This is a genomic window from Streptomyces sp. NPDC088350 (assembly GCF_044753545.1).
Taxonomy (GTDB): domain Bacteria; phylum Actinomycetota; class Actinomycetes; order Streptomycetales; family Streptomycetaceae; genus Streptomyces.
Genome location: NZ_JBIVNL010000001.1, coordinates 235,995 through 254,215, shown reverse-complemented (window position 1 = coordinate 254,215; position 18,221 = coordinate 235,995). Strand labels below are relative to the sequence as shown.

14 protein-coding genes, 1 tRNA gene and 1 riboswitch are annotated in these 18,221 nt (G+C 69.8%); of the genes, 4 read left to right on the top strand and 11 right to left on the bottom strand.

Going from position 1 to position 18,221, the window contains the following annotated elements:
• Positions 1 to 24 precede the first annotated feature (24 nt).
• Positions 25 to 108: transfer RNA gene (locus tag ACIQBL_RS01160), tRNA-Leu, on the bottom strand.
• Positions 109 to 569: 461 nt separating this feature from the next.
• On the opposite strand from ACIQBL_RS01160, the gene ACIQBL_RS01155 reads away from it, so the two are divergent.
• Positions 570 to 1,340 carry an ABC transporter ATP-binding protein gene (locus tag ACIQBL_RS01155; protein WP_401935472.1) on the top strand — a complete coding sequence of 257 codons (771 nt, stop codon included), beginning with the start codon at positions 570 to 572 and terminating at the stop codon, positions 1,338 to 1,340.
• A gap of 93 nt (positions 1,341 to 1,433) precedes the next feature.
• Complete coding sequence (locus tag ACIQBL_RS01150) at positions 1,434 to 3,962, top strand: ABC transporter permease (RefSeq protein WP_401935470.1); 2,529 nt, start codon at positions 1,434 to 1,436, stop codon at positions 3,960 to 3,962.
• A gap of 66 nt (positions 3,963 to 4,028) precedes the next feature.
• Here the strand turns inward: ACIQBL_RS01150 and ACIQBL_RS01145 are convergent, their stop codons facing one another.
• Positions 4,029 to 5,321, bottom strand: coding sequence for a class I SAM-dependent methyltransferase (locus tag ACIQBL_RS01145; protein WP_401935468.1), 1,293 nt, complete (start codon positions 5,319 to 5,321; stop codon positions 4,029 to 4,031).
• 211 nt (positions 5,322 to 5,532) lie between these two features.
• Positions 5,533 to 6,930: an NAD(P)/FAD-dependent oxidoreductase gene (locus ACIQBL_RS01140; RefSeq protein WP_401935466.1), complete on the bottom strand. Its 1,398-nt coding sequence runs from the start codon at positions 6,928 to 6,930 to the stop codon at positions 5,533 to 5,535.
• Between the two features lie 554 nt (positions 6,931 to 7,484).
• Here ACIQBL_RS01140 and ACIQBL_RS01135 point away from each other — a divergent pair.
• Positions 7,485 to 8,486 (top strand): zinc-binding dehydrogenase, encoded by a 1,002-nt coding sequence (locus ACIQBL_RS01135; RefSeq protein ID WP_401935465.1) that lies wholly within the window; start codon positions 7,485 to 7,487, stop codon positions 8,484 to 8,486.
• Here the strand turns inward: ACIQBL_RS01135 and ACIQBL_RS01130 are convergent.
• The 7 genes from ACIQBL_RS01130 to ACIQBL_RS01100 form a co-directional block, all read right to left on the bottom strand.
• Positions 8,483 to 9,460 (bottom strand): exopolyphosphatase, encoded by a 978-nt coding sequence (locus tag ACIQBL_RS01130; RefSeq protein ID WP_401935463.1) that lies wholly within the window; start codon positions 9,458 to 9,460, stop codon positions 8,483 to 8,485. The genes ACIQBL_RS01135 and ACIQBL_RS01130 overlap by 4 nt on opposite strands.
• A complete protein-coding gene (locus tag ACIQBL_RS01125; protein ID WP_401935461.1) occupies positions 9,457 to 10,077 on the bottom strand; it encodes a DUF501 domain-containing protein in 621 nt (206 codons plus the stop codon). The genes ACIQBL_RS01130 and ACIQBL_RS01125 overlap by 4 nt, the downstream gene beginning before the upstream one ends.
• A gap of 35 nt (positions 10,078 to 10,112) precedes the next feature.
• On the bottom strand, positions 10,113 to 10,589 hold the full coding sequence (locus ACIQBL_RS01120; protein WP_401935459.1) for a septum formation initiator family protein: 477 nt from the start codon (positions 10,587 to 10,589) through the stop codon (positions 10,113 to 10,115).
• 117 nt (positions 10,590 to 10,706) lie between these two features.
• A complete protein-coding gene (gene eno / locus ACIQBL_RS01115; RefSeq protein WP_033284339.1) occupies positions 10,707 to 11,993 on the bottom strand; it encodes a phosphopyruvate hydratase in 1,287 nt (428 codons plus the stop codon).
• A gap of 321 nt (positions 11,994 to 12,314) precedes the next feature.
• Positions 12,315 to 13,010, bottom strand: coding sequence for a transglycosylase family protein (locus tag ACIQBL_RS01110; protein ID WP_401935457.1), 696 nt, complete (start codon positions 13,008 to 13,010; stop codon positions 12,315 to 12,317).
• A gap of 9 nt (positions 13,011 to 13,019) precedes the next feature.
• Positions 13,020 to 13,192: riboswitch (cyclic di-AMP (ydaO/yuaA leader) on the bottom strand.
• A gap of 193 nt (positions 13,193 to 13,385) precedes the next feature.
• Positions 13,386 to 14,360, bottom strand: a complete 975-nt coding sequence (locus tag ACIQBL_RS01105) for a transglycosylase family protein (RefSeq protein ID WP_401935455.1) — start codon at positions 14,358 to 14,360, stop codon at positions 13,386 to 13,388.
• Between the two features lie 126 nt (positions 14,361 to 14,486).
• Complete coding sequence (locus ACIQBL_RS01100) at positions 14,487 to 15,851, bottom strand: cytochrome P450 (protein WP_401935454.1); 1,365 nt, start codon at positions 15,849 to 15,851, stop codon at positions 14,487 to 14,489.
• Positions 15,852 to 16,295: 444 nt separating this feature from the next.
• On the opposite strand from ACIQBL_RS01100, the gene ACIQBL_RS01095 reads away from it, so the two are divergent.
• Positions 16,296 to 17,030, top strand: coding sequence for an alpha/beta hydrolase (locus ACIQBL_RS01095; RefSeq protein WP_401935452.1), 735 nt, complete (start codon positions 16,296 to 16,298; stop codon positions 17,028 to 17,030).
• Positions 17,031 to 17,138: 108 nt separating this feature from the next.
• On the opposite strand, the gene ACIQBL_RS01090 is transcribed toward ACIQBL_RS01095, so the two are convergent.
• On the bottom strand, positions 17,139 to 18,188 hold the full coding sequence (locus ACIQBL_RS01090) for a nucleoside triphosphate pyrophosphohydrolase (RefSeq protein ID WP_401935450.1): 1,050 nt from the start codon (positions 18,186 to 18,188) through the stop codon (positions 17,139 to 17,141).
• Positions 18,189 to 18,221 lie beyond the last annotated feature (33 nt).

Below are 18,221 nucleotides of genomic sequence, written 5' to 3'. Positions count from 1 at the left end.
CATCCGTGAGAGTGAGGTCGGAGGTGCCCGGAGCCGGACTTGAACCGGCACGCCCGCGAAGGGGCAGCGAGGTTTAAGCTCGCCGTGTCTGCATTCCACCATCCGGGCAGGCCGTGGGCTCCGCATCGAAGTCACGAGCCTATCGGGGCACGTCTCCCCAACAGCGGGCAGGCGGACCGATGTTGTCTTATTTTATTGATGTCTGAGGGTTCATCAGACCCTGGAAAGAGCCATCAGCACTTGCCAACAGCCTTGCGCGCGGTCCGGGGGCGCGGGTGCGGAATGACGTAATTTCACCGCCCGAACGAGGGTGCTCCACCGGTTCTTGACGGGATCCGCCGCCGGGCGGACGCGGAGGCGGTCTCGGGGGCGGACGCGGAGGCGGTCTCGGGGACGGACGCGGAGGCGGTCTCAGGGACGGTCCTCATCCCCAGGTATGACAGCGCGGAGCGCAGTCCGCCTGGAGGCTGCCCTCGGAACCGGAACAGCGGCTGACTACACGGCGGGACCGGGCCGGAAGGATGGGACACGTCCCCAGCAACACCGTCGTCCCGACAGGAGCGCCTTCCGTGACCACCACCCCCATCGCCGACCGGACCACCTCAGTGGCCGCGCGTGCCACGGATCTTTCGAAGGTCTACGGACAGGGCGAGACCCAGGTGGTCGCCCTCGACCGGGTCTCGATCGCCTTCCGGCAGGCCGAGTTCACCGCGATCATGGGCCCCTCGGGGTCCGGCAAGTCCACCCTGATGCACTGCGTGGCCGGCCTGGACACCTTCTCGTCCGGTTCCGTGCGCATCGGTGACACCGAACTGGGCTCCCTGAAGGACAAGCAGCTCACCAAGTTGCGCCGGGACAAGATCGGTTTCATCTTCCAGGCGTTCAACCTGCTGCCGACGCTGACGGCCCTGGAGAACATCACGCTCCCCATGGACATCGCGGGCCGCAAGCCCGACAAGGAATGGCTGGACTCGGTGATCCGGATGATCGGTCTCGCCGACCGGCTCAAGCACCGGCCCTCCCAGCTCTCCGGCGGCCAGCAGCAACGCGTCGCCGTGGCACGGGCGTTGGCCTCCCGCCCCGACATCATCTTCGGCGACGAGCCGACCGGAAACCTCGACTCGCGCTCCGGCGCCGAGGTGCTGGGCTTTCTCCGCAACTCCGTACGGGAGTTGGGGCAGACGGTGGTCATGGTGACCCACGACCCGGTGGCCGCCGCGTACGCGGACCGGGTGGTGTTCCTCGCGGACGGACGCATCGTCGACGAGGTCTTCGAGCCGACGGCGGACTCGGTGCTCGACCGCATGAAGCGGTTCGACGCCAAGGGCCGCACCAGCTGACCGCAAGTCTCCTGACGGTCCCTCACGTCACCTTCCCGGCAACCGACTTCGCCGCCCGGCTCACCTCTTCTTACACCTGGACTGAGTAGACCCATGTTCCGAACCGCCTTGCGCAACGTGCTCGCGCACAAGGCCCGGCTCCTCATGACCGTGCTCGCCGTGATGCTCGGCGTCGCGTTCGTCTCGGGGACCCTGGTCTTCACCAACACCATCTCGAACGCCTTCCAGAACAGCTCGGCCAAGGGCTTCGGCCAGGTCGACGTCGCCGTGCGGGCCAAGTCCCAGAACGACAAGGGCGACACGGTCGGCAAGACGCCCGAGCTGACCCGGGCCATGCTCGCCACCAGCGCGAAGGTGCCGGGCGCCGCGTCCGCGACCGGCGTCGTCAACGGATTCACCGCCATAGCCGACAAGAAGGGCAAGCTCATCGGCGGCGGCTTCCAGTCCGAGGGCGGCAACTACTGGGGGGCCAAGGACGCCCGCTATCCCCTCAAGTCCGGTACCGCGCCGCACGGTTCGGGCGAGGTCGCGATCGACTCCGAGACCGCGAAGCGCGCCGGGTACAAGGTCGGCGACACCGTACGTCTGTCGGTCGACGGGCCGGTGCTGAGCCCGAGGATCACCGGCATCTTCACCACCGACGACGGCAATGTCGCCGCCGGCGGCAGCCTCGCCCTCTTCGACACGGCGACCGCGCAGAAGCTGTTCGGCAAGGCGGGGACGTACGACGAGATCGATGTGAAGGCCGCGGCCGGGACGAGTCAGGCGGCGCTGAAGTCGCAGCTGGACCTGGCCCTGCCCAAGGGGCAGACGGAGACCACCACCGCCAAGAAGCTCGCCGCCGACCAGGCCGAGACGATCGCCGCGTCGATGAGCGGGCTGAAGTCGGGGCTGCTGGTCTTCGCGGGGATCGCGCTCTTCGTCGGCACGTTCATCATCGCCAACACCTTCACCATGCTGGTCGCCCAGCGCACCAAGGAACTGGCGCTGCTGCGCGCGGTCGGCGCCTCCCGGCGGCAGGTCACGCGGTCGGTGCTGCTGGAGGCGTTCGTGGTGGGCGCGATCGCCGCGGTGGCCGGTCTGGTCGCCGGTATCGGTATCGGCGCCGGGCTGCGCGGCCTGATGGGCACGATCGGCGCGACCGTCCCGGACGGCCCGCTGGTCATCACCTCGGGCACGGTGCTCAGCGCCCTCGCGGTCGGCGTCCTCATCACCATGCTCGCCGCCTGGCTGCCCGGCCGCCGGGCCGCGAAGATCCCGCCGGTCGCCGCGATGAGCAGCGTGCACGCGACGGCCACCACCAAGTCGCTGGTGCTGCGCAACACGCTCGGCGCGCTGTTCTCCGGCGCGGGCGTCGCGGTCGTCATCGCGGCCACGTCGATGAACGGCTCGGACGGCCAGGCACCCATGGGCATCGGCGCCGTACTCCTCATCATCGGGGTGTTCATCCTGACCCCGCTGCTGTCCCGCCCGCTGATCGCGGCGGCGGCCCCGGTGCTGCGGATCTTCGGGATCTCCGGCAAGCTGGCCCGCCAGAACTCGGTGCGCAACCCGCGCCGTACGGCCGCCACCGCGTCCGCGCTGATGATCGGCCTCACCCTCATCACCGGCATGACGGTGATGGCGGGCAGCCTCCAGCAGGCGATCGACAGGATGGCCTCGTCCGCGATCAGCGCCGACTACATCGTCTCGATGGCGAACGGCAACCAGCTCTCCCCCGACGTCGACAAGACGCTCACCACCACGTCCGGCGTCACCGCCAGCAGCCCGCTGCGCAACGCCCCTTCGCGCATCGACGGCACGACCGAGGCCCTGACGGGCGTCAACGGCTCCGCGATCGGCAAGCTCACCGACCTCAAGGTCGACAGCGGCACCTTCAAGGTCGCCGGGACGCAGGTCGTCGTGGACGACGACACGGCCAAGTCCCATGGCTGGAAGGCCGGTTCGACCTTCACGACGCACTACGAGGACGGCAGGGCGCAGCAACTGACCGTCTCCGCGGTCTACGAGGGCAACGCGGTGATCCGGGGCATCATGCTCGACAACGCGACACTCGCCCCGCACCAGACCGAGCCGGCCGACATGCAGATCCTGGTCAAGACGGCGGACGGCGTGTCGAGTGCGACGAAGGACAAGCTGGAGAAGGCCCTCGGCTCCAACCCGGCCGTCAAGGTCCAGGACAAGCAGGACCTCTCCGACAGCATCGCGCAGGTCTTCACCCTGATCCTCAACATGGTCTACGGCCTGCTCGCCATGGCGGTGATCGTCGCGGTCCTCGGGGTCATCAACACCCTCGCCATGTCGGTCTTCGAGCGCTCGCAGGAGATCGGGATGCTGCGCGCGATCGGCCTGGACCGCAAGGGCATCAAGCGGATGGTCCGCCTGGAGTCCCTGGTCATCTCGCTCTTCGGCGGGGTGCTCGGCATCGGTCTGGGAGTCTTCTTCGGCTGGGCGGCCGGTGAGTTGATCGGCGCGAAGATGGCGACCTACGAACTGGTCGTCCCCTGGGCCCGGATGGCGCTCTTCCTGCTCCTGGCGGGCACGGTCGGCGTCCTCGCGGCGCTGTGGCCGGCCCGGCGCGCGGCCAAGCTGAACATGCTGTCGGCCATCAAGTCCGAGTAGCGGCACATGAGGTGGGGCCCCGTTCCGGTGCGGAACGGGGCCCTTCTTGTTCGCCTTGCAGTGTGCTCAGTTCCAGGTGCGGGCGCGCAGCGGCATGCCGGAGTCGCCGGAGTCCGGGGTGCGGACGGCCAGGACCTGGTTGACGCCGATGCGGTTGCGTTCGAAGGCGAGGGCGGAGGCGGCCATGTACAGGCGCCAGACGCGGGCGCGGCCGGCCCCGGCGAGCCGCGACGCGCGGGCCCAGTCGGCCTCCAGGTTGGCGACCCAGCGGCGCAGGGTGAGCGCGTAGTGCTCGCGGATCACCTCGACGTCGCGGACCTCCAGGCCGGCGCGCTCCAGCTGGGTCACCGTGGTGCCGATCGGGGCGAGTTCGCCGTCGGGGAAGACATAGGAGTCGATGAACTCGTCGAGGTTGTAGGCGGATTCGTCGCGGTGCGGGCGGCGGGCGATCTGGTGGTTCAGGAGCCGCCCGCCGGGCTTGAGCAGCGAGTGGAGCACTTCCGCGTACTCCAAGTACCGTTCGGCGCCCACGTGTTCGGCCATGCCCACGGAGGAGACGGCGTCGTAGGGCCCGTCGGTGACGTCCCGGTAGTCCTGCACCCGGATCTCCACCTTGTCGGTGAGTCCCTCGCCCGCGACGCGCTTACGGGCGTAGGCGGCCTGTTCCTGCGAGAGGGTCACGCCGACGACGCTCACGCCGTACTCGCGGGCCGCGTGGATCGCCATCGAACCCCAGCCGCAGCCGACGTCGAGGAGTCGCTGACCGGGTGTCAACTCCAGCTTGCGGCAGATGAGTTCGAGCTTGTCGCGCTGCGCGTCCTCCAACGTGCCGTCCGGGGACTCCCAGTAGGCGCACGAGTAGACCATGGACGGCCCGAGGACGATCTCGTAGAAGTCGTTGCCGACGTCGTAGTGGTGGCCGATGGCGCGTCTGTCGGTGCGCTTGGTGTGGAGGTGGGCGCGGCTGCGGCGGACCTCCTCCGGGGGCGGGGCGAGCGGCAGCGGGAGCCCGCCGAGCTTGACCAGTCCGCGTACGGCGGACCGCACCTCGGGGTCGCGCAGCGCCTGGGCGAGGGTGCGGGCGTCGTCGCCGCGCTCCCACACCAGCTCGGACAGCGCGTCGAGGGCCGCGTACAGGTCGCCCTCGATCTCCAGGTCTCCGGAGACCCAGGCACGCGCCATGCCGAGTTCGCCGGGCTTCCAGAGGAGTCGGCGCAGGGCACGGCGGTTGCGTACGACCAGGGTCGGCGCATCCGGCGGCCCCGCCGCGGAACCGTCCCAGGCGCGGATGCGCACCGGGACCGGGGTTCCCAGTAGCTGTTCGAAGAGGGATTTGAGCCGCAGCGCGGCATCAGCCATGGCGCACACCTCCGTGACGCGGATCCCGGAATTGTCCATCACTACGTAAACACCGGCCAGGGCCGGTCGCAGTCCTGCTTGAGCGTTACGAGTAGGCAAAACAGGTGTAGCGGCCATGGAGGTGGGGCGGTCCGGGAACGCCGAAGGGGCCGTCCGCACCACGGATGGCGGACGGCCCCTTCGGGGGTGTTTCAGGGGTGACCGGAGGGGGTCAGGAGGCCTTGGCCTTCACTTCGGTCTTGCCCGCAGCGGGTTCGGCCGCGGCGGGCGCCGGCGCCGGCTTGGCGGCCTCGTAGAACTCCTCGCGGGGGTTCTCCATGGCACCGAGCGACACGACCTCGCGCTTGAGGAACATCGCGAGGGTCCAGTCGGCGAAGATGCGGATCTTGCGGTTCCAGGTCGGCATGGCCAGACCGTGGTAGCCGCGGTGCATGTACCACGCGAGGCGGCCCTTGACCTTGATCTTCATCTTGCCCATGACGATCATCGCGACGCCCTTGTGGAGGCCGAGACCCGCCACCGCACCCTTGTTGGCGTGCGCGTACTCCTTCTGCGGGAAGCCCCGCATACCGGAGATCACGTTGTCGCCGAGGACCTTCGCCTGGCGCAGCGCGTGCTGGGCGTTCGGCGGGCACCAGGCGTTCTCGACGCCGGCCTTGCGGGCGGCGATGTCGGGCACCTGGGCGTTGTCGCCGGCGGCCCAGATGTAGTCGGTGCCGGTGACCTGGAGGGTCGGCTGGGCGTCGACGTGACCGCGCGGGCCGAGCGGCAGGCCGAAGCGGGAGAGAACGGGGTTCGGCTTGACGCCGGCCGTCCACACGATCGTGTTGGAGTCGACCTCGAGGCCGTTCTTCAGCACGACGTGACCGTCGACGCAGGAGTCCATCGAGGTCGAGAGGTAGATCTCGATCCCGCGGCTCTCCAGGTGCTCCTTGCCGTACTGGCCGAGCTTGGGGCCGACCTCGGGGAGGATCTTGTCGGCGGCGTCGACGAGGACGAAGCGCATGTCCTCGCGGGAGACGTTGCTGTAGTACTTGGCCGCGTCCCGGGCCATGTCCTCGACCTCACCGATGGTCTCCGCACCGGCGAAACCGCCGCCGATGAAGACGAAGGTGAGCGCCTTGCGGCGGATCTCCTCGTCGGTGGTGGAGTCGGCCTTGTCGAGCTGCTCAAGGACGTGGTTGCGCAGGCCGATGGACTCCTCGATGCCCTTCATGCCGATGCCCTGTTCGGCGAGGCCGGGGATCGGGAAGGTGCGGGAGACCGCGCCCATCGCGATGACGAGGTAGTCGAAAGGCAGCTCGTACGCCTCGCCCACGAGGGGGGCGATCGTGGCGACCTTGCGGTCCTGGTCGATGGTGGTGACCCGGCCGGTGAGGACCTCCGCCTTCGGCAGCACGCGTCGCAACGGGACGACGACGTGCCGAGGGGAGATGCTGCCGGCGGCGGCTTCGGGGAGGAAGGGCTGGTAGGTCATGTACGACCGGGGGTCGACGACCGTGACGGTCGCCTCGCCGTAGCGCATCTTCTTGAGAATGCGCCGAGCTGCGTACAGGCCTACGTACCCACCGCCTACTACGAGGATCCTGGGACGCTCCGTGGTGCTCATGCCATCGAGTATCCACCTGCCCCTGGGGGGTCGCTCGTGCGCCCCTTCACAAGCTTGCACAGGGTCTGTGTTATCCTCCGCGACTCGCATGATCCAGGTCACGTCACGGGAGGGGAACCACGGGTCGGTTCGCCCCGTTGTCAAGGCCGCGTGAGCTGCCGCTCTGCCCCGTCGGACCCCCTGGACCACACCTCGCCGACACCCTCCCGAAACTCCCCCGAATCACTCCCGTACCACCCCGCCGAGCACGCCCCCGACCCCGCCGAGTCCCCGGAAGGGCCAACCGGGGCGGTCTCGTCCGCCAACGGGACAGAATTCCTTGTGAAGAACTTCACGAACTTTCTTACGGACGTGTTCCGGAGGGGGGCGACGAGCGCCCCTGCATCCGCTCATACGTTATATGGGCTGCTCAGGAGTTTAGTACCGGCCAGTAATAATTCGGGGTGCCGAGGGTCCGGCACAGCGGTTTCTCCGCATACCGTCCCTCCGCTTACCGACCCCCTCCCCAGGGCGAGTCGGGAATGAAGCCGCCGCGACCGCGCGTTGGCAGCCCCATGACGTCCTCGCCGACCACCATGCGCGCCGTCCAGCTCTCCGCCCCCGGCCCCGTCGAGAACCTGCGGCTGACCACGCTCCCGCTGCCGCCCGAGCGGGACGGCTGGGTGCGTATCCGTGTCGAGGCGTTCGGCCTCAACCGCTCCGAGCTGAAGCTCCGGTTGGGGGTGAGCGAGGGCGTCGGTTTCCCCCGGGTACCGGGCATCGAGGCCGCCGGCACGGTCGACGCGGCCCCGGCCGGCAGCGGACTGGCTCCCGGGCAGAAGGTCGTCGCGATGATGGGAGACATGGGGCGCACCTACGACGGCGGCTACGCCGAGTACACATCGGTGCCGCTGCCGCAGGTCATCCCCGTCGACACCGACCTGCCCTGGGAAGTCCTGGGCGCCCTGCCGGAGATGGTGCAGACGGCCTACGGCTCGCTCACCGTCGGCCTGGACCTGAAGCCCGGCCAGTCCGTGCTGATCCGCGGCGGCACCTCCTCGGTGGGCCTGGCAGCCGCCGCGCTGGCCCGCCGGCGCGGCGCCACGGTGCTGTCCACCACCCGCCGCCCCGACCGCCTCGCCCTGCTGAAGGAACACGGCGTCGACCACCCGCTGCTGGACACGGGTGAAGTGGCGCCCGCAGTACGGGAGTTGTACCCGTCCGGAGTCGACGCGGCCCTCGACCTCGTCGGCACCCCGACCCTCCCCGACACCCTGCGCGCGGTACGCGTCCACGGCACGGCCTGCTTCGGCGGCAGCCTCTCCAACCAGTGGACGGTGCGCGACTTCTCCCCGAACGAGTACCTGCCGAGGGGCGTACGCCTCGCGGGCTACTTCGGCGACGCGTCCGACCTGCCCCGGGAGACCTTCCAGGAGATCCTCGACGCGGTCGCCACCGGCCAGCTGTCCTTCCCCGTCGACCGCGTGTACGACGGCCTGGAGCAAGTACCGCGGGCCCACGAGGACATGGAGCACGACCGGGCCACGGGGAAGCTGGTGGTGCGGGTCCGGCGCTAGCCCTCCCGGTTGTCGCCCTCGGCCGCTTCCGCTGCCTTGAAGGCGATCCCGTCCAAGATGTCGTGCTCGCTCACCACGACCTCCGTCGCCCCGGCCCGCTCCATGATCGAGAGGAGTACGAGGGCGCCCGCGCCGATGACGTCGACGCGGCCCGGGTGCATGGAGGGGATGGCGGCGCGTTCGGCGTGGGTGGAGCGGAGGAGGGACTCGGTGATCTCGCGGACGCGGTCGTAGGAGACGCGGGAGTGGTGGATGGCCTCCGTGTCGTACTCGGGGAGGTTCTGGGCGATCGCCGAGACCGTGGTGACCGAGCCGGCCAGGCCCACCAGGGTGCGGGCCTCGCGGAGCGGGACCGTCTTCTCGGCGAGGTCCAGGGCCGCCTCGATGTCCGCGCGCATCGCCGTGACCTGGTCCGGGGTCGGCGGGTCCGTGACCTTGCCGTCGCGGACCAGGTGGCGCTCCGTCATGCGGACGCAGCCGATGTCCACGGAGCGGGCCGCGCGGACCTGGTCGTCGCCGACGACGAACTCCGTGGAGCCGCCGCCGATGTCCACGACGAGGTAGGGCTTGGCGAGGGCCAGGTCGTCCCGGCCGGTCAGTTCCGCCGTCGCGCCGGTGAAGGAGAGTTCCGCCTCCTCGTCGCCGGTGATCACCTCGGGTTCGACGCCGAGGATGTCCAGGACCCCGCGGACGAAGTCGTCGCGGTTCGAGGCGTCGCGGGAGGCGGACGTGGCCACGAAGCGGAGGTGTTCCGCGCCGTGTTCCTTGATGATCGTCGCGTAGTCGCGGCAGGCCGCGAAGGTGCGCTCCAGCGCCTCGGGGGCCAGGCGGCCGGTCTTGTCCACGCCCTGGCCGAGCCGGACGATCGTCATCCGCCGGTCCAGGTCGACGAGTTCACCGGTCTCCGGGGTCACGTCGGCGACGAGGAGGCGGATCGAGTTCGTACCGCAGTCGATGGCGGCGACACGGGTCACTGGTCGTCCTCCTTCGCCTGCGCCTCGACGGGCTTGAACGAGAAGTAGCCCTTGCCGTCCTCGGACGTCACGGTCTCCCAACCGTCGCCGGTCGGCGGTACCCCGGGCACTCTCACGCACGGCCCCTTGGCCCACCACTCCGGCAGCATCGCGAGCGCCTCGTCGCCCAGCGGGTTGACGCCCGGGCCCGCGGCCAGGGAGTGGCCCACGAGGACGTGCAGGCACTTCACACGGTCCGGCATGCCGCCCGCGCTCGGGAAGCCCTCCAGGACCTCGATGGCGTCGCGGCGGGCCAGGTAGTCCTCGTGGGCGGCGCGGTACGCGGCGGCCAGTTCGGGGTCCGACTCCAGCCTCGCCGTCATGTCCTTCATGACGCCGTTCGCCTCAAGGGTGCCGATCGCCGAAGCGGCCTTCGGGCACGTCAGGTAGTACGTCGTCGGGAAGGGCGTGCCGTCGGGGAGGCGGGGGGCCGTCTCCACCACGTCCGGCTGTCCGCACGGGCAACGGTGTGCGATCGCGCGCAACCCGCGCGGCGGGCGCCCGAGTTGCTGCTGGAAGGCCGCGACGTCGGCGACGGTGGGCTCGGTGCGCGGGGTGGGCGGCGGGGGCGTGTCCATGCCTGTACGAGAGTCTCTCTGAAGTGTCTGTCGGTTCACCGGTCGGAGGCGTCGGACTTGTCGACGCCGTCCCACACGTTCGCGTACCAGGGACGGTCGGCCGCCCCCAGTTCGGCGCGCGACTGCTTCGCCGCGTCCGGGTCGATCACGATGTAGCCCGTCTCCCCGGGCATCACATAGTGCAGCCGCTGGCGGATCTGCTGTTCCGCGTACGCGTCGTCCTGCCAGCGTGCCTTGAGGTCGCGCAGCTGCTCGACGCGCTGCCGCGCCTGCTCCTGCTGCCGTTGGAGATCGGAGATCTCGGCGCGCTGGGAGACGTACTGCCTTATCGGGTACGCCAGCGCCACGATCAGCGAGCACAGCACCAGGGCGAGGAGGGCCGCTCGGCCGGTCAGCCGGGAACGGCGGGCCTGCCGTTTGGTCTGGGAACGGTAGACACGGGCCGCCGTCTGCTCGCCGAGCAGCTTCAGCCTGGTCGCGGTGGAGAACCGGTCCCGGTCCTTCACGGCCATGTCCCGCCTCCCCTTCACACGTGCGTACGTCCCCGCACACGGTACGGGACCGGGTGCGGGGACGTACGTACGACTGGCTGAGGATTGACCCGGTGGATCCCCGGGAATCCGGTGGGGTCAGCCCTTGAAGCGGGGGAACGCGCTGCGGCCCGCGTACTCCGCCGCGTCGTCGAGGATCTCCTCGATGCGCAGGAGCTGGTTGTACTTGGCGACGCGGTCCGAGCGGGCCGGGGCGCCGGTCTTGATCTGGCCGCAGTTCACCGCGACGGCGAGGTCGGCGATGGTGGTGTCCTCGGTCTCGCCGGAGCGGTGGGACATCATGCACTTGAAGCCGTTGCGCTGGGCCATCTCGACGGCGTCCAGGGTCTCGGTCAGCGAGCCGATCTGGTTCACCTTGACGAGCAGGGCGTTGGCGGTGCCCTCCTCGATGCCGCGGGCGAGACGCTCGGGGTTGGTGACGAAGAGGTCGTCGCCGACGATCTGGACCTTGTCGCCGATGCGGTCGGTGATGACCTTCCAGCCGGCCCAGTCGTCCTCGTACAGCGGGTCCTCGATGGAGACGAGCGGGTACGCGGAGACGAGCTCCTCGTAGTACTCGGTCATCTCGGCGGCCGAGCGGGACTTGCCCTCGAACTCGTACTTGCCGTCCTTGTAGAACTCGGACGCGGCGACGTCGAGCGCGAGCCCGATCTGCTCGCCGGGGATGTAACCGGCCTGCTTGATGGCCTCGATGATGAGGTCGAGGGCGGCGCGGTTGGACTCCAGGTTCGGGGCGAAGCCGCCCTCGTCGCCGAGGCCGGTGGACAGGCCCTTGGTCTTCAGCACCTTCTTGAGGGTGTGGTAGACCTCGGCGCCCCAGCGCAGCGCCTCGGAGAAGGACTCCGCGCCGATCGGGGCGATCATGAACTCCTGGATGTCCACGTTCGAGTCGGCGTGCGAGCCGCCGTTCAGGATGTTCATCATCGGAACGGGCAGCAGGTGCGCGTTCGGGCCGCCCAGGTAGCGGAAGAGGGGGAGGTCGGACGCCTCGGAGGCGGCGTGCGCGACGGCGAGGGAGACGCCGAGGATGGCGTTGGCGCCGAGGGAGCCCTTGTTGTCGGTGGCGTCCAGGTCGAACATCGCCTGGTCGATCAGACGCTGCTCGGTGGCGTCGTAGCCGACGAGCTCCGGGCCGATCTGCTCGATGACGGCGAGGACGGCCTTCTCGACACCCTTGCCGCCGTAGCGGTTCGGGTCACCGTCACGCAGCTCGATGGCCTCGAAGGCACCGGTGGAGGCGCCGGACGGAACGGCGGCACGACCCGTGCTGCCGTCGTCGAGGCCGACCTCGACCTCGACCGTGGGGTTGCCTCGGGAGTCCAGGATTTCCCGGGCTACGACGACGTCGATGGACGGCACGAGCATCTCCTTCTTGGGATCTGACGCGGCTACGGCAACACCGCAGCGGCTCTGCGAGACGAGCCTAACCGGCTCGGGGCGATTGGCCATCCGGTCGGCCGCCTGATGGACAGAACCGAGAGTAAATTGTTTCCGAACGGAACAAAGCGCTTCGCCAAAGAGCGCACAAAATCACCGGCGGGCACAAAAAAAGCCCCGCCCCGGTGCGTACGGGGGAACACGCACCGGAGCGGGGAGCCCGTGGGGGACGGGGGTGACCCTCACGAGGTCTCCATAGTGGACACCACGGCTGTGAGGGCGCTGTGGTTAAGCTACGAGCCGCGTATGTCACTTCAGGTGGAGCTGCTGGCCCGGGAAGATGACGTCGGCGTCGTCGATGATGTCCTTGTTCAGCTTGAACAGCTGCTGCCAGCCGCCCTTCACCTTGTGCTTCTCGGCGATGGAGCTGAGGCTGTCGCCCTTGACGACCTTGTACTCGCCGTCACCCTTCTTGACCTTCTTGCCGGTCGGGGTGGTGACGGTCTTCTTGGCGGCCGGGCGCTCGGCGGAGCGGGAGGCCGTCGTGTCCGTCGAGCGGGTGCTGGTGCTGCCACTGGAGGAGCTGCCGCTCGACGAGCTGTTGCCGCTCGAGGAGCTGCCGCCCGAGTAGGTGGCGCTGGAGAGGCCGGTGCCGCAGGTGGGCCAGGCGCCCTTGCCCTGGGCCGCGAGAACCTTCTCGGCGACGGCGATCTGCTGGGACTTGGAGGCCTGGTTCGCGGTGGAGGCGTAGGCGGTGCCGCCGTACGCGGCCCACGTCGAGGCGGAGAACTGCAGGCCGCCGTAGTAGCCGTTGCCGGTGTTGATGGACCAGTTGCCGCCGGACTCGCAGCTGGCGACCGTGTCCCACTCGGACGCGGTGGCGGCGGAGGCGCCACTGGCCGCCATGAGCGGGGCGGCGATGGCGACGCCGGTCACGCCGGCGAGCGTGGCGACGCGAGTGGCCTTGGACGGACGGCGGTGCTTGCCCTTGCTGGAAAACAGCATGGAAAATCCCAATCCCCTCACCGACGCCTACGAGGTGAGCTGTCGGGTTCGGGCCGTGTGAGTTGCCCGGCCGCACACCTCTCGGTGCGCGGCTTAACCCCAAGCCGGTTCCGGTGTCTCTCGACTCCCGGGCCCGGCGCTTACCTTGGGTCCCCCGCTCCTGCCTACGGCGCTTGACGCGACGAATGTTCCCGGAGGCCGCTGGCAGGACTCGGCGTGTGCGGCAGCCGGGGCTCGTGGTGACGAGCGGCCTTGACCGTAGACACGGAATCGGCGGAATTTCAAAGACGATCAGGGCTTCTGAGACTCATCCCACACTTTGATCAAACCGGACATTCGACGCGAAGCGTGACGTGAACTCCCGCTGCCCTCCTGCTACTTTTCGCCCGTTTCCGTACCGACGTCCAAGGTCTGACCGGCGGCGATCCGGGTCGGATCGGCGCCTATCACCTTTTTGTTCTCGGCGTAGAGCGCACGCCATCCGCCGTCGTAGCCAAGGGAGTCGGCGATGGACGCGAGGGAGTCACCGGCGCGGACCGTGTACGTCTGCGCCGTGACGCCTTCCTCGGCACCGGCTCCGCGGTGCTTGCCTGCGCTCGACCCACTCCCGAGCGCACCGGTGTCGACGAGGCTCCACTTGCCCGCCGCCTGCGCCGAGTTGTCCGATTCATCGAGTTTCGGAGATGCGGTCGCCGAGTCGTCGCTCACGGAAGGGGCGGCGGACTTGTCGGACTTGGCGGAGCTCGCGGAGTCCTTCGTCGCGGCGGGCGAGGGGCTGCTCGACGGGTCGCCGGTGGAGGAGTCGGACGTATCGGACGAAGTCGAGTCCGTGTTGCTGGAGTCGGACAGTCCGGAGGACGCCGAGGAAGGGGAGGAGTCCGTCGAGCCGGAGGAGTCCGTCGAGCCGGAGGAGTCCGTCGTGCCGGTCGACGGCGAGTCGCTCGCGACGCCCGTGTCGACGTTCGTCGAACCCGAGGTCGTGGTGAGACCGGAGAGCAGGGAGCAGGTCATCCAGGGCGAGGTGCCCCGGTCGTCGAGGATCTTCTCGGCGACGGCTATCTGCTGGGAGCGGCTGGCCAGGTCGGCGCTCGGGGCGTAGTCGAGGCCGCCGTACTTGCTCCAGTCGTCCTGGGACAGTTGCAGGCCGCCGTAGTAGCCGTTGCCACTGTTCTCGCTCCACGAGCCGCCGCTCTCGCACTGGGCCACCTTGTCCCAGGTGGTGCCGTCGGCGGCGTTCGCGGCGGCGGCGCCGAGGAGCGGGATGGCGATGGCGGAGCCGGTGACGCCGGCCGCGACGAGGAGTGCCGGAGCCTGACGGGGGCGACGGTGACGACCGTTCCCGGAGAGCATGCGGAGGCCTTTCGCGTGACGGCGGGGGGACCGCGCGGCGGGTGGTGCGGGGCGCCGCGCTGGTACGTGAACGTAGCCGCACTCGATCACTTGTCACAAGTCAATGCCACGTAGATCACGTGAAGATCACAGAGTTGAGGAAGTGTCATCTTCGGGTTTACGGGGTGGGATTGCGGGTTCAGGTTCGGGTTCACCGGGGCGGAGTGCCCGCTCGGGGGTGAACTCCACGGGCAGGGTGCGCAGTCCGCGCATGATGAGCCCGCCGCGCCAGCGCAAGTCGGCCGGGTCCGCGGCGAGTTGGAGGTCGGGGAGGCGGGTGAGGAGGGTGGCGAGCGCGGTCTGGCCCTCCAGGCGGGCGAGCGGGGCGCCGAGGCAGTAGTGGATGCCGTGGCCGTAGCCGAGGTGTTGATTGTCACGCCGTCCCAGATCGAGGACGTCGGGATCGGCGAACCGTTCCGGATCGCGGTCCGCGGCGGCCAGGACGACGAGTACGGGGTCGCCGGCCGCGATGTCCTGTCCGCCGAGGGTGAGGGGGCGGGTGGCGAAGCGCCAGGTCGCCAGCTCCACCGGGCCGTCGTAGCGCAGGAGTTCCTCGACGCCGGTTTCGAGGAGGCCGTGTTCGCCGGCGGCCAGGGACTTCTGGAGGCGGGCGCGCTGCTCGGGGTGGGTGAGGAGGGCGTAGGTGCCGTTGCCGATGAGGTTGACGGTCGTCTCGAACCCGGCGAAGAGCAGGATGAAGGCCATGGCGGCGGCCTCGTTCTCGGTGAGGTGTTCGCCGTGGTCGGAGGCGCGGATGAGGCCGGAGATGAGGTCCTCGCCGGGGAGGGGTTCCGGGCTGTCGGGGAGGGCCTCGCGCTTGCGGTGGATGAGGTCGGCGAGATAGTCGCGCATCTTCTTCACGGACCGGGCGACCCCGCCCCGCGGTCCGCCGCCGTGGCCTGCTTTTGTATGTCGCAGCATCATGCCCGCCCAGTCGCGGAAGTCGTCCTGGTCCTCGCGGGGGACGCCGAGCAGGTCGCAGATGGCGTAGATGGGGAGCGGGAAGGCGAAGTCGTGGATGAGGTCGGCGGAACCGGTCCGCGCGAAGCGGTCGATGAGGTCGTTCGTCAACTCCTGCACGCGCGGGGCGAATTCGGCCACCCGGCGGGGCGTGAACGCCTTGCTGACCAGCCGGCGCAGGCGGGTGTGGTCCGGCGGGTCGATGTTGAGCAGATGCGTCATCAACTCGGCCTTGCGTTCGCCCGGGATACCGGTCTTGCCCTTGGCGTGCGCCGGTTCGTCGTGGTGCGCGGGGTTCTTGGAGAGGCGCGGGTCGGCGAGGGCCTGCTTGGCGTCGGCGTGCCGGGTGACCAGCCAGGCCTCGACCCCGCTGGGGAGCCGCGTCCTGTGCACGGGGTCGTGCTCGCGGAGCCAGGCGTAGGCGGGGTAGGGGTCGGTGGCGAACTCCCAGGTGAAGAGTTCGGGGGCGGCGCGGGGCTCGTCGTGGTGCATGGCCCGACTTTATGCAGCGGGCGGAAGTGCTCCTCCGGTACATGGAGGGGCTCCTCCGCATCGGATGCCGTGGGCCGATTCCGCCTCGGCGATCCGGGTCACCGTGAGTGCGTGCCGGGGGTCCTGGATGCTGTCGCCGAAAATGTGACACTTCCCACCGGGAGTGTCACATTCGCGGAACTGGGCCCCGGCCGCCGGCGGATTCGCCACCCCCGTCCGTACCGGACGGGCCCCTCTACATACGTACGTCGTGCGTACGTCCCGGCGCGCGAAAACCCGTTGGCGGGCCACGGCGACCGCTGCTACTTTCCGGGAGGCCGTGCGAGAGAACGAGGAGGTGGTACCCGTGGACACAGTATCGACGTGGGTGCTCCCCTCCGGGGTCACGGCCGGGCGATAGGTCGTCCGGGAGCGCCGCTCCGAGCGCTCCCGAAAGGCATGACCATGCGCTTCACTTCCGAACAACGCCTCGACGACGGCGTCCTCGCACGCGAATTCACCCTCGGCGAGATCCCCGGCATCCTGTGGACGCCCGCATCCTCCTCCTCACCGGCGCCGCTGATCCTGCTCGGCCACCCCCCGCTCGGACTGCGCAGGATGTACCCCCGGCTGGTGGCACGGGCCCGGCAGGCCGCCGCGGAGGGTTTCGCCACGGCCACCATCGAGCTCCCCGGGAGCGGCGACCGGCCCCGCTGGGACGCCGCCGAGCAGGCCCGCGCCGCCCTTCGCCGGGCGATGGAGGCCGGCGGGCCGGTCAGCGACGAGATCGTCGACGCCCTCGTCCTGCCGCTGGTCGACAGGGCGGTCCCGGAATGGCGGGCCGCCCTGGACGCCCTCCTGTCGCTGCCCGAGATCGGCGGCCCGGTCGGGTACTCGGGGGGAGTGATCTCCATCGGAATCCGGCTCGCGCTGGTCGAGCCGCGCATCGTGGCCGTCGGTCTCTTCGCCGGGAGTCTCGTGCCTCGCGCCATGTTCGAGGAGGCCCGCCGGGTCACCATTCCCCTGCACGTCCTGCTGCAGTGGGACGACGAGGGCAACGACCGGCAGGCGGCCCTGGACCTGTTCGACGCCTTCGGCTCCGAGGAGAAGTCCCTGCACGCCAACATGGGCGGGCACACCGGCGTCCCGCAGTTCGCCGGGGACTCCGCGACCCAGTTCTTCACCCGGCACCTGAAGTAGGGCCGGACCGTCGGGCCAGGACCGGACGCCGGGCGGCGTCGGCCTGACCGCCGCCGTCGAGGACGCGCCCCGGCCCTCCTCGACGGCGGCAGACGGCAGACGTCGTGGTCAGCCTTCGGTCCCCGTACCCGTACCCGTCTCCCTCTCCCTCTCCCTCTCCCTCTCCCTCTCCCTCTCCCTGATCGCATCCCGATAAGCCCGCCCCGCCGCCCGCAACGCCGCCTCCGGATCGACCCCGTCCGCCTCCGCCCGCACCGCCAACGCCAGCAACTCGTACCCGATGCCGTCGTCGCCTCTCGGCAGCGGCACCTCAAGTCCCGCCGTCCGCACGCGTGATGCCAGCTTCGCCGCGAGGGCGAGGCCGGGCTGGCCCATCGGGACGCCCTCGGTGACGGAGGTGCGGCGCTTCTCCTCGGCCTTCGTGCGCAGCCAATGCGCCTTGACCTCCTCGGGAGTCGACGCGGTTTCATCACCGAAGACGTGCGGGTGGCGGTGGATCAGCTTGGTGACGATGCCGGCGGCCACGTCGTCGACGGAGAAGGGGGTGTCGGGGTCCTCCTCGGCGATGCGGGCGTGGAAGACGACCTGGAGCAGGACGTCGCCCAGCTCCTCGCGCAGTTCGTCGCGGTCGCCGTCCTCGATCGCCTCGACGAGTTCGTACGCCTCCTCGATGCCGTACTTCGCGAGGCCCTTGTGGGTCTGCTGGGAGGACCACGGGCACTCGGCGCGGATGCGGTCCATGACCTGGACGAGGTCGAGGAGGCGGGCGCCCGGCAGGTCGTAGGAGGCGGGGAGGAGTTCCAGCTCGGGCATCTGGACCCGGCCGGAGCCGGCGAGGCGGGCCAGGCCGTCGGTGAGGGCGGGTTCGCCCTCGCCCGACGCGATCACGACCACCGTGTGGCCGCCCGCGCAGGCCGCGACCAGTTCCTCGGCGGTCGGGGACGCCTCGTCCACCTGTATCCCGGCCTCCTGCAGATACGGCAGCTGCGGATGCGTACCGTCCGCGCACAGCACTCGGTCGGCGTCGCGCAGCGCCTGCCAGGCGGGCCAGGACAGCAGGCCGGGGGCGACGCGGTGGCTGGTGGTGAGCAGGACGACGCGGCCGGGGGTGGGGGCGGGGGTGCCCTCGGGAGCGGGGCTGGCACTGGTTGCGTTCACCCTCCGAACGTAACCCACGCCGCCGACAGCCCC

Bases quoted from the DNA above. Each gene is read 5' to 3' on its own strand.
- ACIQBL_RS01100 (WP_401935454.1), bottom strand. From the start codon at position 15,851: ATGCACCACGACGAGCCCCGCGCCGCCCCCGAACTCTTCACCTGGGAG.
- ACIQBL_RS01120 (WP_401935459.1), bottom strand. From the start codon at position 10,589: ATGGCCGTGAAGGACCGGGACCGGTTCTCCACCGCGACCAGGCTGAAG.
- ACIQBL_RS01095 (WP_401935452.1), top strand. From the start codon at position 16,296: ATGCGCTTCACTTCCGAACAACGCCTCGACGACGGCGTCCTCGCACGC.
- ACIQBL_RS01145 (WP_401935468.1), bottom strand. From the start codon at position 5,321: ATGGCTGATGCCGCGCTGCGGCTCAAATCCCTCTTCGAACAGCTACTG.
- ACIQBL_RS01135 (WP_401935465.1), top strand. From the start codon at position 7,485: ATGACGTCCTCGCCGACCACCATGCGCGCCGTCCAGCTCTCCGCCCCC.
- ACIQBL_RS01110 (WP_401935457.1), bottom strand. From the start codon at position 13,010: ATGCTGTTTTCCAGCAAGGGCAAGCACCGCCGTCCGTCCAAGGCCACT.
- ACIQBL_RS01150 (WP_401935470.1), top strand. From the start codon at position 1,434: ATGTTCCGAACCGCCTTGCGCAACGTGCTCGCGCACAAGGCCCGGCTC.
- ACIQBL_RS01105 (WP_401935455.1), bottom strand. From the start codon at position 14,360: ATGCTCTCCGGGAACGGTCGTCACCGTCGCCCCCGTCAGGCTCCGGCA.
- eno (WP_033284339.1), bottom strand. From the start codon at position 11,993: ATGCTCGTGCCGTCCATCGACGTCGTCGTAGCCCGGGAAATCCTGGAC.
- ACIQBL_RS01140 (WP_401935466.1), bottom strand. From the start codon at position 6,930: ATGAGCACCACGGAGCGTCCCAGGATCCTCGTAGTAGGCGGTGGGTAC.
- ACIQBL_RS01125 (WP_401935461.1), bottom strand. From the start codon at position 10,077: ATGGACACGCCCCCGCCGCCCACCCCGCGCACCGAGCCCACCGTCGCC.